We start from the raw sequence: 15,514 nt of genomic DNA, 5'->3' as shown, positions 1-15,514 counted from the left end.
TAAATAAAAATGAGATGAACTTGCAGCTGGGCTCATCTCATTTTATTATACAAAATTTTATACTTTTACTTCATCTTTTCTAATTATTTCTTTTCGATATTCAAAAATATTTAATATGTTTTTTAATTCAGCATTAATGGCAGGAACGTGAAAAGTAGAACCAGCTACTGCGTCCATTTTTACATTGTTTTTATCTTTCCCAATTACCATTTTTTTCACATTATCTGAATTAAGAGGAAAATGTTTTTTCTTTGCTTCTGGAATAGAATAGTCTATTATTTTTCCATCTAAAGAAACTATAACAATAAAAGGCTCATGTCTGTCATATACTTTAAGATGAGTCAAACAGGCATATGCGGATATTTTACCATTGCTTTTTAAAGGAACAAAATTATAGTATCCAAGAATTCCGTAATCTTTTGCTTTTCCAAATTCGTCAAACTTAAAATTTGTCTTTTTAATTTCATCTTTAAAATTTTCGATTTTGAATCTCTCTGTAGGGCTTTCTTTTACTCTATAACTATATGTATTCAATGTAAAAAATAGAAATAGTATTGAGAGTATAAAGTGTTTATTAAATTTTTTCATTGTCTCCTCCCTGTTTAGAATTAAAATTTATATTCAGCACTTACATAATATGTTCTCTCAGGTGAAGGAGAATAATTGATTTTTGTACCTGCATAAGTAATATAGTCACAGTAAATTTCATTGAAAACATTATCTATTCCAGCAGCAAGAGATACACCATTTTCAAAATTATATTTTGCAGAAATATTTGTAACCATATAGCTATTTCTTTTGGGAACTTTATTATAATAATCATTGATTAGATAAGCTTTTCCATGGTAATTTGATTCAATGTTAAAAGTAAACTGAGAAGTGATTTCATAGGTAGCTCCTAATCCGAATATTACATTGCTTACACCAGGAATATCGTTTCCTTTATATGGGCCATCTACAATTTCATTATGCATATATGTAAAATTTTCTCTCAATGTTAATTTGTCGAAATATTGTTCACTGGCAAGTTCAATTCCTATTCTTTCAGTTTTTCCATCAAGGTTGTAGTAGCTTCCACTTTCAGATTTATCTATTGCTATTTCATCTCTATAATAATCGTACATTATCTCTTTATTCCCTTTGATATAGAATACAGCTCCAGACAAATAAATATTATTTATAAGAGACTTAAGACCAATTTCAAAAGTATCAACTTCCTGAGAATCTCTTGAAGCAGTTTCATTGGTATTTTTATTTGTTTTCCAACTAGTATATTCAGTCAGATTAGGAGATCTATATACTCTATTCCAGCTGACATATCCTGAAGTATCTTCAGAAAACATATAGTTTGCTGTTAATTCATAGTTTGTATTTGTATTGGAATCATTAATATTTTTTTTATTTTTAAAAGTTCCATCAGTCTTATAAGAGGCTTCATCTTCATCAAATTTATTTCTTTCCACTCTAATTCCCTGAGTAAAGATAAAATTATTATAACTATATTTATTAAGAAGATAACCACCAATAGCTTCATAGTCAGTTACTGTATATGTTTTACGATAAATTGTAGAACCAGAAGTACTATATCCATCTTCTTTAACTTTAGCTTTAGAATAGTCTCCTCCAAATATTAAATTGCTTTTTTCAGCATAGCTATATTTTAACTGCGCATTTGTATATAGAGAATCAGTATTTTTTACTCTGCTATGATATGATGAATATGCAGCTGTTTTAGGCTGAGAATAAGTATATTCCCTCTCACGATATTCAGCTACAGCTGAAAGAGATAAGTTGCCAGACAGCTTTTTGTTAAATTCAAGAATATATTTATCTTGTGTATCATGAGCTATTTTTTCTTTATAACTTGAATCATTTTGCCTCCTATCATGATCATATTGAGCTTTGGTAAGATATCCAGAACCTGTTGATTTTCTTTCATTGCGAATATATTTAAAACCTATATTTCCATCTTTTAATTTGTATTTAGCCCCTATTTCTTCAAATTCAGATTCCTTTTTCGTATAATCTCTATACCCATCTTTATCTGTATTAATATATCTGGCATCTATTGATAAATTTTCTGTTAGATTAGTTCCGTAGTTTAATTTATACTTTCTTTCATTGAATGAACCCACTTGAAGTCCAGCATTTCCCCAATATTTTTTGTTTTCATTTTCTTTAGTAATGATGTTGATAACTCCAGAAGTAGCATTTCCTCCATACATAATAGCTCCTCCAGCAGGAACTACCTCTATTTTTTCTATTTGTTCTACAGGAATAAAATCTAAATCGAATGACCTATTATCCATGCCATTTTGAGGAATCCCATCAACCAGTACAACCAGATGTTTGTTTCCCATGCTTGGAACTTGCCCTCTCATTGATAAATATCCACCTGCAAAAGAAAGACCGGGAACATTTACAAGAGCTTCATCCACACTTTTATATCCTCTTTTTTCAATCTCTTCACTTGTGATAACAGTAACATTTTTAGCTGTTTCAATAACAGGAGTCTCATCATATCTTTCTGATGTAATAGTTGATTCATTAAGCTTTACAGCAAATTCTTCCTTTTTTCCTAATTCCTCTGCAAACAGAGATGAACTTAAAATTAATGCTAAAATCCCAATTTTCTTATACATTTTTTCCCCCTTAAAATATTATTTTTTCAAAAAATATATAAGGTCTTGTAAATAAAAAAACTCTAATAAATAGAGAGTTCTACCTACTAGAGAGTCAAATTAAAAATACACAATGAGATTTCAAATCATTGATAAGTGTATATATGACTATTTGGTAAGTCTTCTGACTTAGTTTCAACCTACTCTCACGCCTTCCCAGTTTCCCAGTGACATAATGTGATTTCGTCCACCATACAGCAGCTTTCGCTGTGAGGGATTTTCACCCTGCTTCCTCTATTAAGCTTTACAAAAAGCACCTAAATATATTTTTGATTACGAACCAATTGTACTTGATTTAATATATAATGTCAACATTAATTTCATCCTTGTTCTATGAAAGATAATTTTTGAATAGAGTCTTCAGAAAAGATTTAATTTTATAATATTAATTTTTAAAATTTCATTAAATTTATCTTTTATCTTTTTAAGAGGAGTTATATAATTAATATTTAAAATGGAATAAATAATGCATTGACAAGAAACCCTCTTTTATATATCATTATAAAGAGAGAAAGAGTATTTTTTGTAAATTTAAAAAGTTGTACAAAATTTGAGATACTGGGGGAATGAGTTTATGAAAAAAGTTTTTATAATATTATTGCTGTTATTGGTGGTCTTTATCACTGTTTCTGGAACAGAAAGAAATGAAGAATATTATAATGTAGAAGTGAGAGAAGATAAGCTTTTATATAAAAAGGAAGAGAGCAAACCATATACTGGAATAATGAGTGTAAGTGAAGGGGATAAAATAATAAAGAAGCAGGTTTATAATGAAGGGAAATTAAATTCAGAAAAGGGATATCATGAAAATGGAACTATAAAATGGGAGTCTACAGGATACAAAGATGGTAAATTAGATGGAATAAGCAGAATATATTATGATAGTGGACAGCTTAAAATGGAAACAAACTACAAAGATGGAGAAAAGGATGGGATGGAAAAAGGCTATCAGGAGAATGGAAAAATAATAGCAGAGTTGAATTACAAGAAAGACTGCCTTCATGGAACATCAAAATTTTATGACAAAAATGGTAATTTAGAGCATGAGCAAAATTACAAAGAGTATGTACTTCATGGTACAGAAAAAATATATGAAAATGGAAAAGTAATTTTAGAGAGAGAATATAAAGATGGTGAAATTGTATCAAGTAAAAATATAAGTGAATAATAATAAGAAAGGATCTGTGAAGCAAAAGTTTTGTTTAACAGGTCTTTTATATTGGAAAGCTCAAATTTTTATTATATAAAGTTATGATTTACAGAAATTTTTTCACACTCTCCTTATTTCACCAACAGATTTTTAATATTGAATTTTAAAAAAATAAAATCCCCTTAAGATAATTTAGTATTTATGTGATGCTTTTTTTCTTAAGGGGATATGTTGTTTTTAATTAAAACGAGTAGCTTATGCCAGCAGTATATGTTCTCCCAATAGCAGGGTAATAATGTCTTTGATCTATACCGTATTTACTGTCATCCCAGAATCCGGCATATTCATTATATTTTTCATCAAATACATTGTTGATTCTAAATGTAAGAGATATTCCATTATCAAATTTATATTGTGAGAATATATCCACTGTAAAATATTCTCCAGTATCCTCTTTTCTGTCATTAGCTATATCATCTAGATCATATGTGTTTCCAGCATAGATAGCATCAGCTCCTACAGAGAAATTGCTGTTGAAGTCATATCCAGCTCCAAAAGTCAGCTTCCAGTTGGGAACGCTCGGTATTTTGCTTCCACTGTATTTTCCACTTATAACTTTATGATGCAGATATGTCACTGAAGATTTCAAAGTCAGATCACCTATATAGTGTTCAGCATAAACTTCAGCTCCTATTCTTTCACTGTTCCCTATATTGTAGTTTACCATTCCAGTAAATTCAGGAGGAATAGTTGAATATATTTCATCATGGGTCATTTTATAGAATGTAGAAGCAGATACATAAGTATTAGCAAAGAAATCTTTTATACCAAGCTCGATAGTATCCTGAAGCTGAGGATCAAGTCTTTCTGAATTACGAGTATAATAAATTTCTCCAGCAGTAGGAGTTCTGAAAGATCTTGTGTATGTAAGGTATGTAGAACCAGTTTCAGAGTATAGATAATTTGCACTTAGCTCAAAAGAATAGTCATTATATTTTGCGTTGTCTCTAGTTCCTCTCTTGTCAGAAGCATTAAGAGAGGCATTTCTCCAATAGAAGTCATAATCTGCATAATCATATCTTATTCCTTGAGTAAATTGGAATTTGCCAGTAGAATATTTATTCAAAGCAAAGATACCAAAACCATCTTTAGTTGAGTCGCCACTTTTTACATACCTTCCAAGAGATCCATTCCATTTAGCTGAAGTATCATAAGGTTTCACTTCATCTTGCAGTATATCTATACCAGCTATAAAATAGCTTTCTGGAAGATATGTATGTTTAATTTGAGCTTTCACATATTTTCTTACTTCATCCCCATCTCTGTAGAAAGAGTTTTTACTTTTGTTAAAAAGCCATTTTTTATTCTCATAATAGTTTCCATATATCAAAAACTCTGTATCTTCTGAAAGGTTTTGCTTCCATTTTAAATAGTAATCATTACTTTTATTTTTACCCTTAGAAAGACTTCCGGGATTTCTTCTGTCATCATCAAGAATATAGCTTGGAACAGCTATTCCTTTATATGTTTTGTTATCTGAGTGATTGTATTTAAATTCTATTTCTCCATCATCTAATAGGTATTTAGCTTTAAAACGCCCCTCTTTTTTATCAAACTTCTCTCCTCTTCTCCAACCATCAGAATCATAGTCTGTATATCCTACTTCTGTAATAAGTCTGTCTGTAAGTTTAGTTCCATAATTGAATCCTACTTTATGTTCACTGTTGCTTCCAAATTGAGAGTAGACAGTTCCATAATTTTTTTTATCAAGAGCTGATTTACTGATAATATTAACTATACCTCCAATAGCTTTATCTCCATAGAGAATACCTCCTCCACCTGGGATTACCTCAATTCTTTCAATAGTTTCTATTGGAATATTTGATACTTGTGCAGATGTCACAGGAACTCCATCAAGTGTAATCAGGGCATTTCTGTCACTGTACATTGAATTCAGTCCTCTTATGTCAAATTTTATTCCCCCAGCATAATGTTTAACAAAGATACCAGGAACATTTTTAAGAGCATCAACAAGATTTTTTGCACCAGTTTTTTCAATCTCTTTTGCTGTGACAATAGAGATATTTGCTGCTGTATCTCTTACACTTGTTTCAAAGTTTTCAGTCGAGATAACACTTTCATTAAGCTTTGTACTTTGAACTTCTTCAGCATAAATAGTAGAGCTTAGAATCAAAGCTAAAATTCCAATTTTTTTGTACATTTCTTTCCTCCATATTTTTAAGATTCAGTTGTAAAAAATTCCTGTGTTTTGGTAGGAAGGGAACTATTTATTAGAAATAAAAAAACTCTAATAAAATAGAGATCCTACCTTACTAGAGAGTCAATTTAAAAATATGTTTAATAAGCAAAAAAGCTTTTTAAACAAAATATATGACTATTTGGTAAGTCTTCTGACTCAGTTTCATCCTACTCTCACGCCTTCCCAGTTTCCCAGTGACATAATGTGATTTCGTCCACTATACAGCAGCTCTCGCTGTGAGGGATTTTCACCCTGCTTCCTCTATTAAGCTTTATAAAAGCACCTAAATATATTTTATTACGCACAGATTATACTAAATTAATAATATAATGTCAACTAAAATAACATGTGATATGAAAAAAAGAAATTTTAATTTACAATGAAAGTGTAAAATTGGAAGAACAAGAAAAAGAAAGTACTGAATTTTAAGCTGAAAAGCATCTATATTCTATGAAACTAAAAGATTAAAATATAAATAATGGAAGATATTTCACTATTCATTTGACTAAAAAATTTAAGTATTGTATAATTAATCAAAAATATAAATATAATAGAAATCTATGGTTCATTTGATTAAAAGGGAAGCAGGTTGAAATCCTGCACGGTCCCGCCACTGTAAGATGGATGAAAGCAAAGCACCACTGGCTCACGGCTGGGAAGGTTTGCAAGTAAAATGAAGTCAAGTCAGGAGACCTGCCAAAGATTGATTTATTCTATATCTGCGAGGACGGATAAGGTATTTTTATGCCGTCTTCTTATTTTAAGAACGGTTTTTTTATTTTTTGGAGGAAAATATGTTTAAAAGATTACTTCTATTTTTGGTTATTCTGAGCAATATCAGTTTTGGAAAAGCACCTCAAAGAGCTGTATCAGCTTCACAATTTACTACAGAGATACTTCTTGCTATTGGAGCAGAGGAACAAGTGGCAGGAACGGCATTTATGGATAATGAAATACTTCCTGAACTGAAAGAAAAATATGAAAAGATACCTGTTCTATCTTCTAAATATCCGAGCAAGGAAGTTTTTTATTCAGTAAATCCAGATTTTGTAACAGGGTGGAAATCTCTTAGTATGCCCAATAATCTAGGAAGTGTAGAGGAGTTAAATGGAAATGGAGTAGAAGTATTTTTCATGAAATCATTGGAAAGTAATAATATAGATGATGTATTTGATGATATATTGGAATTTGGCAGGATATTTGATAAGAAAAATAATGCTCAGAAAATAGTTGCAAATATGAAAAATGAACTTGAACAGATCAAGGAAAAACTTCCAAAAGAGAAAGTAACGGTACTTCCATATGATGGAGGAGAAAGTGCTCCCTTTGTTGTTGGTGGGGGAGGAATAGGAAATACCATCATTGAGCTGGCTGGAGGAGAAAATATATTTAAAGATATCAGAGGAAGCTTTGGAAATGGTACATGGGAAAAAGTGTTGATGGCAGATCCTGAAATTATACTGATAATAGATTATGGTGATAATACTGTTGATAAAAAGATAGAATATTTAAAGGAGAAATCTCCTATAAAAGATATTGATGCTGTAAAAAACGAGAGATTTGCAGTGATAAGATTGGGAGATATATCAGCAGGAATAAGAAATGTAAATGCAGTAAAAAAACTTGCAAAAGAGTTTCATAATGTGGAAATTTAGATAACAAATACTAAGATGGAGAAAAAATGAAAAAATTATTTAACAATTACAAAGTATTATGCCTGATTCTATGTATATTACTCATTATGTGTTCTACATTCATAGTGACTATAGGGTCTGTATCTCTCAAAGGAACAGATGTCTGGAAAATAATAGTGAATAAGAGTCTGGGGAGAGAAATTTTTCAGAAAGAATGGAAAAATAGTATAGAGATAATAGTGTGGAATTTGAGAGTTCCAAGAATAATAATGGGAATGACAGCAGGAGGGGCACTGGCACTGGTGGGAATACTGATGCAGTGTCTTACTAAAAATCCTCTGGCAAGTCCATATATATTGGGGATATCAGCAGGGGCAAGTACAGGGGCAGTAATGGCTATTCTGTTTTTAGGGGGAACTATGCTCTCTGTTCCAATAGGAGCTTTTGTATTTGGAACTTTTACAGCTTTTTTAGTTTTCTATTTTGCAGGAGCAGGGGGATTTTCCAGTACAAGACTGGTACTTATCGGAGTGGCAGTATCTTCGCTTTTTTCTGGGATAACTACATTGATGATAATGATGGCACCTAATGAAAAAGAATTGAGAGGGGCCATATTCTGGATGTCAGGAAGTCTGGGAGGTTCCAACTGGAAATATATCCCTTTTGCATTAATAAGTCTAGGAGTATCATTTTTTCTGGTATATCCAAAGTATAGAGAATTGAATATACTGGTAACAGGGGATGAAAATGCTGTAGCTCTGGGAGTTGATGTAAAGAAAATAAGGCTTCTGATAGTGCTGGTATCAACATTTTTAACAGGAGTAATAGTATCAAATACAGGGATAATAGGATTTGTAGGCTTAGTGATTCCACATGTGACAAGAGGACTGGTGGGAGGAAATCATAAAAAAGTTATACCTTGTGCCATACTTATGGGAGGAGTATTCCTCATATTGACAGATGCTCTGACTAGGAGTCTTTTTACCTCGCAGGAAATACCAATAGGAGTTATAACTTCTATGTTTGGAGCTCCATTCTTTTTAAATATGTTGAGAAAGAAAGCATATAGATTTGGAGGGGAGTAGTATGATAGAAGTAAAAAAACTTGGGTATTCTATAGATAATGAAAATATACTGGAAGATGTATCTCTCATAGTGAAAGAAAAGAAATTTGTAGGGATAATTGGTGCTAACGGCTGTGGAAAAAGTACACTTCTGAAGAATATATACAGATTTCTTAAACATAAAAATGGAGAGATAATAATTGATAATATAGAATTAAATGATTACAAGCCAAAAATTATTGCTAGGAAAATGGCTGTACTGGCTCAAAAACAGAATATGAACTTTGATTTTACTGTGGAGGAGATAGTGGAAATGGGAAGATATGCTCATCAAAATTCCCTGTTCACTCTGGAGAAAAAAGAAGTTATAAAAGAAGCACTGGCATCAGTGGGGCTGGAAGAGATGAAGGACAGAAGTTTTCTCACTCTCTCTGGGGGAGAGATGCAGAGAGTCCTTATAGCAAGAGCATTGGCTCAGGACAGTGATATATTGGTATTGGATGAGCCTACAAATCATCTGGATATAAAATATCAGATTGAGATAATGAAGCTTGTAAGAAAGACCAATAAAACTATTTTAGCTGTGATACATGATATGAATATTGCCAGTTCATATTGCGACTATATTTATGGAATGAAAAAAGGGAAAATAGAGATTCAGGGAAGTCCAGATGAGGTTTTTACTAAGGCAAATATAAAGAAAGTTTTTGATGTAGAATGCGAAGTTGCAAAGCATCCAAAAACCAACAGACCACTTATTATATTCTAGGAGGTGCAGTATGGAAATATACAAAACTAATGGTGTATGTGCAAAAGAGATTGGTGTAGAAATTGAAGATGGAATATTGAGAAAAGTAAAATTTTTCGGGTGCTGTGATGGAGATTCAAAAGCTTTTGAAATACTGCTGAAAGATATGAAGATAGACAAGATAATAAATGATCTGTATCATATTGAATGCAGAGAAAGAGGAACTTCATGTATGAGGGAATTGTGTAAAATACTTATGCAGCTGACAGGGAGATAAAATAAAACAGCCTTAGCTCTTGATATTGAGGGTTAAGGCTGTTTGAAAATATATCAATATTAAATTTCTTATTTTACTGTAAAACTGTTTTTAATCCATTAAATTTTGAATATCTTTAGAAATCAGACTGTGCATTAAGTCCTCCTGAATTTCTGTAACATAACTATTTTCTTGATTTCTATCTATTATTTTATTTATATATTACATTTTTAACTCTGTCCAGAGCTTCTTTAACTATCGATTTAGGACATGCAAAGTTAAGTCTTACATAACCTGCTCCCTCTGCTCCGAACCAGTTACCATAGTCAATAGCAACTTTTGCTTTATCTTCAAATATTTCTTCTAAAGTTTCTCCATCTTTTAATACATCTCTGAAATCTATCCATGCAAGGTAAGTTCCTTCAGGTTTTAGATATTTTACTCCCGGCATATTTTCTTTGATATATTCTTCAATGAATTTTCTATTACCATCAAGATAGTCTATCAACTCATCAAGCCATTCACCAGAGTGCATATATCCAGCTTTGATAGCTTCTATACCAAAAGTACTAGGAGTTTCAAGTCTTATTTTCATAAGAGTATTCTTGTATTTATCTCTTATTTCATCATCAACTATAAAGATAAGAGAAGTTTGAAGTCCAGCAAGATTGAATGTTTTGCTTGGAGCTGTACAAACTATGCAATTATTTTTAAGCTCATCTTTCAATGTAAGGAATGAAGTGAACTTGCTGTCTTTGAAAATAAGGTCAGAGTGAATCTCATCAGATATCACAAGTACATTGTGTTTTAAGCAGATTTCTCCCATTTTTTCAAGTTCTTCTTTAGTCCACACTCTTCCCACAGGGTTATGAGGATTGCACAAGATAAACATTTTTACACTATTTTCAACTATTTTCTTTTCAAGATCATCAAAATCTACAGTGTAGTAACCTTTAGTATCTATCAGAGGATTAGTAACTATTTTTCTATTGTTGTTTTCAGTAGATATTCTGAATGGGTGATATACAGGAGTTTGTATAAGGATAGAATCCCCTTCCTTAGTAAATGTCTGTATCATATAGTTAAGAGCTGGTACAACTCCGTTTGTAAATATTATCCATTCTTTTTTAAGATCTACATTTTTTCTGTTTTTGTTCCAGTCAATGATAGCTTGAAAATATTCATCATCAGTTGCAGTATACCCAAGTACACCATGAGTCAGTATAGCTTGAAGGCTGTCAAGTATAGCTGGAGCAACTTTAAAATCCATATCTGCTACCCATAAAGGAAGCAGATCAGTTTTTCCATTATATGTATTTTTATATATTTCAGGGTTCCATTTTCTAGAGTTTGTCTTACTTCTATCAATTATTTCATCAAAATTATATTTCATTTAACATTTCCTCCATAGATATTTGATAATTTTATCTTAAATTTTCAAAACCAGAACTCATATTATCTGGGTGAGTTGCAAATCTTTCTTTTTTATTTAAAGCATTGATAGTATTCATTTCTTCAGTAGAAAGAGTAAAATCAAGATCTTTGTTTTCTTTTATTCTAGATGGAGTTACAGATTTTGGCAATGGAAGAAGTCCAGATTGCAGATGCCATTTAAGGATAACCTGAGCAACTGTTTTTCCATGTATTTTTCCGATTTTTTCTATGACATCATTTTCAAGATTTCCCTGCATTAATGGGCTCCAAGATTCAACTATGATACCTTTTTCATTGCAGTATGCTCTTGATTTAAGCTGTTGATTTAGTGGGTGAAGCTCGATTTGATCTATCATAGGTATGATCTCTGCTTCTGGAAGAAGTTCTTCAAAGTGATGAATTTCAAAGTTGCATACTCCAATAGCTCTTACTTTTTTCTCTTTATAAAGTTTTTCAAGGGCTTTCCAAGTATCGATTGTAGTTTTCATATTAGGAGTATTAGGCCAGTGAATAAGGTAAAGATCTACATATTCAAGGTCCAGTTTTTTAAGAGAAAGTTCAAATGCTGCTAGAGTTGAATCATATCCTTGATCAGAGTTCCATACTTTTGTAGTGATGAAAAGATCTTCTCTTTTTACATTTTTATTTTCAGCTAGGAATTCTTTGATTCCCTCTCCAACAAATTCTTCATTTCTATATACCATTGCAGTGTCGATATGTCTGTAACCAGTTTCCAAAGCATATTTTACACTTTTTCTACATACTTCCGGATCTGTGATTTTCCAAGTTCCAAAAGCTATTTCAGGTATTTCTACACCGTTTCTTAATTTGTACATGCTTATTCCCCCTTGTAATAAATTAATAGTTCCATTACAATTATAACTCATTTTTTTTGTGATAACAATTATTTTATAAAATAAATAAGCAATGTTTAATCTGGAGATTAAAGAGGTGTTGAAAGAAGATAGATTCTATTCTGTATACAAATATTTTTATCAGACTTAGATACATGAATACAGCCTTTTTTTATAAAAATTAGAGATTCTTTAAAAGTTAAAAAAGTATGCAGTTTAAATAAAAAAATATAGTATAATATATAGAAAGGTAGATTTAAAAAGAGATAGGAGGTATCTATGGACAAGATAAAAAAATTAGCAGAGATTCTTAAAAACAGCAGCTATGTTGTTGCTTTCACAGGAGCAGGGGCATCGACAGATTCTGGGTTAAAAGACTTTAGGAGCAAAGATGGACTGTACAGCAGAACATATATGGGATATGAGCCGGAAGAGATATTGAGCCATGATTTCTTTTTTAATCATAGGGATATTTTTGATAAGTATCTTGATGAAAAATTAGATATAGATGGAATCAAGCCAAATGCTGGGCATAAAGCTCTGGCAGAATTGGAAAAAATGGGAAAAGTAAAAGCTGTTATCACTCAAAATATAGATGACCTTCATCAGGCAGCAGGGAGCAAAAATGTTCTGGAACTTCATGGGACATTGAAAAAATGGTATTGTCTGAAATGTGGAAAAAAAGATAACAAGAGATTTCAGTGTGATTGTGGAGGGATAGTAAGACCTGAGGTGACTTTGTATGGAGAGATGCTTAATGAGGAAGTTACATATCAAGCTATCAAGGAAATAGAAAAAGCTGATACTTTAATTATAGTCGGAACCAGCCTCACTGTATATCCAGCAGCTTATTACATAAAATACTTCAAAGGAAGAAATCTGGTAATACTCAATAAAGATGCTACTCAATATGACAATGATGCTTCTCTTGTAATAAATGAAAATTTTGCTAAAGTTATGACTGAAACTATGGAACTGTTGAAAGGATAAAAATAAATTAAAATGAACCCAAACTATTAGAGATAATCTAATGACAAGGGTTCATTTTTTATGTAAGTATGATGAAAGATAATATACAAGAGTGTTCTTTAATTAAATTTGAAAGCTGAAAATCTATTTTTTTATTATTAAGCTTGGAATAAAGATTAATAATAATATAAGAAAAAAAAGTGGAATAAAAGCAGAATAAATCCAACTCTTAATAACAAAAGCTATTGAAACAGCAATAATAAGCAATAATATTTTTTCCATTTTTTCCCTTCCTTTTAATTTGGAGTTCCTTCCAATAGTTTTTTACTGGTCAGATAAAAAATTATTGGAAGGAAAATTAGTTGACGTATACATCGCCGGGGGGCAATGCGTCTAAGAATTTCTTCTTAATATAATTATATATCATAAATTTCGTTTATGCAATAATATATTTTATAGATGAATATATAAGTTTTAGAAGATGAGAATTAATTTATTAAATTAAAATTATTAAAAAATAGAAGAAAAGAAGGAGTTTCAATAAAAAAAATCAATGTCAATTATATATGAAAAATAAGCAGTGATAATAATTGGACTGCACCTCAAAATTTTAGACACTAAAATGGAGGATATAATTTTCTTATGGCTAAATTAAAAAGTGGATTATTCTAACTCAAATAATCTTCAGCATAACTATGAAGTGAATTATACAATCAAAATAGACTTTGGTTGATTATAGGGCTGTGTGAATTTATAAAAGAAATATAATTTGTTAATCTGTACAGAACCACTTATTTGGTGTATAATTTCATAGAAGAGACAAAAAATTATACGAGGTGGTTTAACAATGAAAAAAATATTTATCTTTTTAGCAACTTTGATGCTGTTAGTGGGATGTAGCTCTACTCCAGTTAAGGTAGAAGTTCCTGTGGAGGTATCACTTGAAAATGTAGCTGGTAATGAGTATCTGTTAACTAATCTTTTTGTAGAAAACAACTTAACTCTTGGTTTTGATAAAGAAGGCAGAATATTTGGATTTGCTGGAATCAACAGATTCTTTGGAAAAGCAGATGTAAGTAATGGAACTATAAATATTGGAGCATTAGCAACAACTAGAATGGGTGGACCTAGAGACAAAATGATAGTTGAAGATCAATATCTTACTCTTTTAAAAAATGCTAAGACTATAAAAAAAGATGGAGATAAATTGATATTAACTAATGAGAAAGAAGAGGAAATGATTTTTATAAAAAAATAAAAATTAAAGAAAATGAGGGAAAAGATGGGAAAATTAGCAGATCAAGTTAAATTTTTAATAGAAATAGATAAGGTAAAAAGTATTTTAAGGCAGTCTATTGTACTGGGAGATTTGAATAGAAGAGAAAATGATGCTGAGCACAGCTGGCACATGGCATTGTGTGCAATGACTTTGAAAGAATATTCCAATCTGGGAGAAATAGATATGGAAAAAGTTCTTAAACTAATACTTATACATGATATTGTTGAAATATACGCAGGAGATACTCCTGCGTTTTCGAATTACAACAAACAGGAGAAATGGCGAACAGAACTTGAAAGTGCAGAGAAGATATATGGAATGCTTCCAGAAGAGCAGGAAAAAGAGTTCATGAAGCTATGGCTTGAATTTGAGAATATGGAAACAAAAGAAGCAAAATTTGCTAATACTTTTGATAGATTTCAGGGATTTATACAAAATCTTACTTCAGATGGGCACACATGGAAGAAATTCAATGCTACAAAAGAAATGGTACTGAAGAGAATGTCACCTATAGTTGAGTATGCACCACAGCTTTTTTATGAGTTTGTGATGCCAGAAGTGCAGAAGTATATTGATAAAGGGATTATAAAGGAATAAAATGGCAATTATTTATGAAAAACTATTAAATAAATATACTGAAAAAGAATTAAAAGAAAAATTATCTGTTTCTTTAGTTGGAAGATTGAAAAGAGGAGAATTTGCAAAACTTGAAACTGTAGCTTCTAGAATAGATATTTCTCCAATTGATTATACTTACTCTGATTTTTTAGAAGATTATGGAGAAAAGTATAAAAAATATAAAGAGAAAAAGACATTATTTAATCTTTTAAAAGCGGGAAAAGTAATGAGACAATTAAGTGTTGAAAATGGGTTTCTTGATACTACTATAGTAAATGCTTTATTGAGAGGTTTTACAGAGAATGCAGATTCTTTTTCTGTATTATTACCTTATATTGGAGAAATAGAAGATTTAAAAAAAGATTTAAAAGAGTTTGAATATACTTTATTTAAAGATCATATAGAGATATATGGGGAAAAGAATAAATTGGAAAAATTTAAATCAGATTATAATATTAATTATATGGTTTTATATCATCCTAAAAAGAAAAAAGATCATTTAGCTTTTGATGGCAGAACTTTTAAAGTAATTGAATACATAGAAAAAAATCCTCAGAAGTAAATTTC

Annotated in this window: 14 protein-coding genes and 3 riboswitches; of the genes, 9 read left to right on the top strand and 5 right to left on the bottom strand. The window is 30.8% G+C overall.

Annotated features, from left to right (window positions below):
• Nucleotides 1-57: 57 nt before the first annotated feature.
• Both C4N20_RS15940 and C4N20_RS15935 read right to left on the bottom strand, forming a co-directional pair.
• The gene (locus tag C4N20_RS15940; protein WP_005980134.1) at nt 58-588 is read right to left on the bottom strand and encodes a hypothetical protein; all 531 of its coding nucleotides are present in this window, start codon (nt 586-588) and stop codon (nt 58-60) included.
• Nucleotides 589-608: 20 nt separating this feature from the next.
• Nucleotides 609-2,642: a TonB-dependent receptor gene (locus tag C4N20_RS15935; protein WP_005980132.1), complete on the bottom strand. Its 2,034-nt coding sequence runs from the start codon at nt 2,640-2,642 to the stop codon at nt 609-611.
• A gap of 136 nt (nt 2,643-2,778) precedes the next feature.
• Nucleotides 2,779-2,957: riboswitch (cobalamin riboswitch) on the bottom strand.
• A gap of 298 nt (nt 2,958-3,255) precedes the next feature.
• Here C4N20_RS15935 and C4N20_RS15930 point away from each other — a divergent pair.
• Complete coding sequence (locus C4N20_RS15930) at nt 3,256-3,849, top strand: toxin-antitoxin system YwqK family antitoxin (protein ID WP_005980130.1); 594 nt, start codon at nt 3,256-3,258, stop codon at nt 3,847-3,849.
• Between the two features lie 223 nt (nt 3,850-4,072).
• Here the strand turns inward: C4N20_RS15930 and C4N20_RS15925 are convergent, their stop codons facing one another.
• On the bottom strand, nt 4,073-6,052 hold the full coding sequence (locus C4N20_RS15925; protein ID WP_005980128.1) for a TonB-dependent receptor: 1,980 nt from the start codon (nt 6,050-6,052) through the stop codon (nt 4,073-4,075).
• Between the two features lie 163 nt (nt 6,053-6,215).
• Nucleotides 6,216-6,393, bottom strand: a riboswitch (cobalamin riboswitch).
• 242 nt (nt 6,394-6,635) lie between these two features.
• Nucleotides 6,636-6,806, top strand: a riboswitch (cobalamin riboswitch).
• A gap of 79 nt (nt 6,807-6,885) precedes the next feature.
• On the opposite strand from C4N20_RS15925, the gene C4N20_RS15920 reads away from it, so the two are divergent.
• From C4N20_RS15920 to C4N20_RS15905, 4 genes are read left to right on the top strand one after another with little or no spacing between them, the layout of a single operon-like run.
• On the top strand, nt 6,886-7,746 hold the full coding sequence (locus C4N20_RS15920; RefSeq protein WP_005980127.1) for an ABC transporter substrate-binding protein: 861 nt from the start codon (nt 6,886-6,888) through the stop codon (nt 7,744-7,746).
• 26 nt (nt 7,747-7,772) lie between these two features.
• Complete coding sequence (locus C4N20_RS15915) at nt 7,773-8,810, top strand: FecCD family ABC transporter permease (RefSeq protein ID WP_005980125.1); 1,038 nt, start codon at nt 7,773-7,775, stop codon at nt 8,808-8,810.
• Nucleotide 8,811: 1 nt separating this feature from the next.
• Nucleotides 8,812-9,558, top strand: a complete 747-nt coding sequence (locus C4N20_RS15910; RefSeq protein ID WP_005980123.1) for an ABC transporter ATP-binding protein — start codon at nt 8,812-8,814, stop codon at nt 9,556-9,558.
• 10 nt (nt 9,559-9,568) lie between these two features.
• Nucleotides 9,569-9,814 carry a TIGR03905 family TSCPD domain-containing protein gene (locus tag C4N20_RS15905; RefSeq protein WP_005980121.1) on the top strand — a complete coding sequence of 82 codons (246 nt, stop codon included), beginning with the start codon at nt 9,569-9,571 and terminating at the stop codon, nt 9,812-9,814.
• A gap of 190 nt (nt 9,815-10,004) precedes the next feature.
• On the opposite strand, the gene C4N20_RS15900 is transcribed toward C4N20_RS15905, so the two are convergent.
• Together C4N20_RS15900 and C4N20_RS15895 are read right to left on the bottom strand one after the other, a co-directional pair.
• Entirely contained in the window at nt 10,005-11,186 is a 1,182-nt protein-coding gene (locus C4N20_RS15900; RefSeq protein ID WP_005980119.1) for a MalY/PatB family protein, read from the bottom strand.
• A gap of 31 nt (nt 11,187-11,217) precedes the next feature.
• Nucleotides 11,218-12,063, bottom strand: coding sequence for an aldo/keto reductase (locus tag C4N20_RS15895; protein WP_005980117.1), 846 nt, complete (start codon nt 12,061-12,063; stop codon nt 11,218-11,220).
• Nucleotides 12,064-12,360: 297 nt separating this feature from the next.
• On the opposite strand from C4N20_RS15895, the gene C4N20_RS15890 reads away from it, so the two are divergent.
• The 4 genes from C4N20_RS15890 to C4N20_RS15875 all read left to right on the top strand — a co-directional run bounded on the left by C4N20_RS15890 (nt 12,361) and on the right by C4N20_RS15875 (nt 15,509).
• A complete protein-coding gene (locus tag C4N20_RS15890; protein WP_005980115.1) occupies nt 12,361-13,071 on the top strand; it encodes an NAD-dependent protein deacylase in 711 nt (236 codons plus the stop codon).
• 826 nt (nt 13,072-13,897) lie between these two features.
• Nucleotides 13,898-14,308 carry an META domain-containing protein gene (locus C4N20_RS15885; protein WP_005980113.1) on the top strand — a complete coding sequence of 137 codons (411 nt, stop codon included), beginning with the start codon at nt 13,898-13,900 and terminating at the stop codon, nt 14,306-14,308.
• 24 nt (nt 14,309-14,332) lie between these two features.
• The gene (locus C4N20_RS15880; RefSeq protein WP_005980112.1) at nt 14,333-14,926 is read left to right on the top strand and encodes an HD domain-containing protein; all 594 of its coding nucleotides are present in this window, start codon (nt 14,333-14,335) and stop codon (nt 14,924-14,926) included.
• A 1-nt stretch (nt 14,927) separates the two neighbouring features.
• Nucleotides 14,928-15,509: a hypothetical protein gene (locus C4N20_RS15875; protein ID WP_005980110.1), complete on the top strand. Its 582-nt coding sequence runs from the start codon at nt 14,928-14,930 to the stop codon at nt 15,507-15,509.
• Nucleotides 15,510-15,514 lie beyond the last annotated feature (5 nt).

This window comes from Fusobacterium ulcerans (assembly GCF_003019675.1).
In the GTDB taxonomy this organism is placed as follows: Bacteria; Fusobacteriota; Fusobacteriia; order Fusobacteriales; family Fusobacteriaceae; genus Fusobacterium_A; species Fusobacterium_A ulcerans.
This window is presented reverse-complemented; position numbering and strand designations above follow the sequence as displayed.

Excerpts from the sequence above, each read along its gene's own strand:
- C4N20_RS15930 (WP_005980130.1), top strand. The coding sequence starts at position 3,256 with ATGAAAAAAGTTTTTATAATATTATTGCTGTTATTGGTGGTCTTTATC.
- C4N20_RS15895 (WP_005980117.1), bottom strand. The coding sequence starts at position 12,063 with ATGTACAAATTAAGAAACGGTGTAGAAATACCTGAAATAGCTTTTGGA.
- C4N20_RS15900 (WP_005980119.1), bottom strand. The coding sequence starts at position 11,186 with ATGAAATATAATTTTGATGAAATAATTGATAGAAGTAAGACAAACTCT.
- C4N20_RS15920 (WP_005980127.1), top strand. The coding sequence starts at position 6,886 with ATGTTTAAAAGATTACTTCTATTTTTGGTTATTCTGAGCAATATCAGT.
- C4N20_RS15890 (WP_005980115.1), top strand. The coding sequence starts at position 12,361 with ATGGACAAGATAAAAAAATTAGCAGAGATTCTTAAAAACAGCAGCTAT.
- C4N20_RS15910 (WP_005980123.1), top strand. The coding sequence starts at position 8,812 with ATGATAGAAGTAAAAAAACTTGGGTATTCTATAGATAATGAAAATATA.
- C4N20_RS15925 (WP_005980128.1), bottom strand. The coding sequence starts at position 6,052 with ATGTACAAAAAAATTGGAATTTTAGCTTTGATTCTAAGCTCTACTATT.
- C4N20_RS15935 (WP_005980132.1), bottom strand. The coding sequence starts at position 2,642 with ATGTATAAGAAAATTGGGATTTTAGCATTAATTTTAAGTTCATCTCTG.
- C4N20_RS15875 (WP_005980110.1), top strand. The coding sequence starts at position 14,928 with ATGGCAATTATTTATGAAAAACTATTAAATAAATATACTGAAAAAGAA.
- C4N20_RS15905 (WP_005980121.1), top strand. The coding sequence starts at position 9,569 with ATGGAAATATACAAAACTAATGGTGTATGTGCAAAAGAGATTGGTGTA.
- C4N20_RS15915 (WP_005980125.1), top strand. The coding sequence starts at position 7,773 with ATGAAAAAATTATTTAACAATTACAAAGTATTATGCCTGATTCTATGT.
- C4N20_RS15940 (WP_005980134.1), bottom strand. The coding sequence starts at position 588 with ATGAAAAAATTTAATAAACACTTTATACTCTCAATACTATTTCTATTT.
- C4N20_RS15880 (WP_005980112.1), top strand. The coding sequence starts at position 14,333 with ATGGGAAAATTAGCAGATCAAGTTAAATTTTTAATAGAAATAGATAAG.
- C4N20_RS15885 (WP_005980113.1), top strand. The coding sequence starts at position 13,898 with ATGAAAAAAATATTTATCTTTTTAGCAACTTTGATGCTGTTAGTGGGA.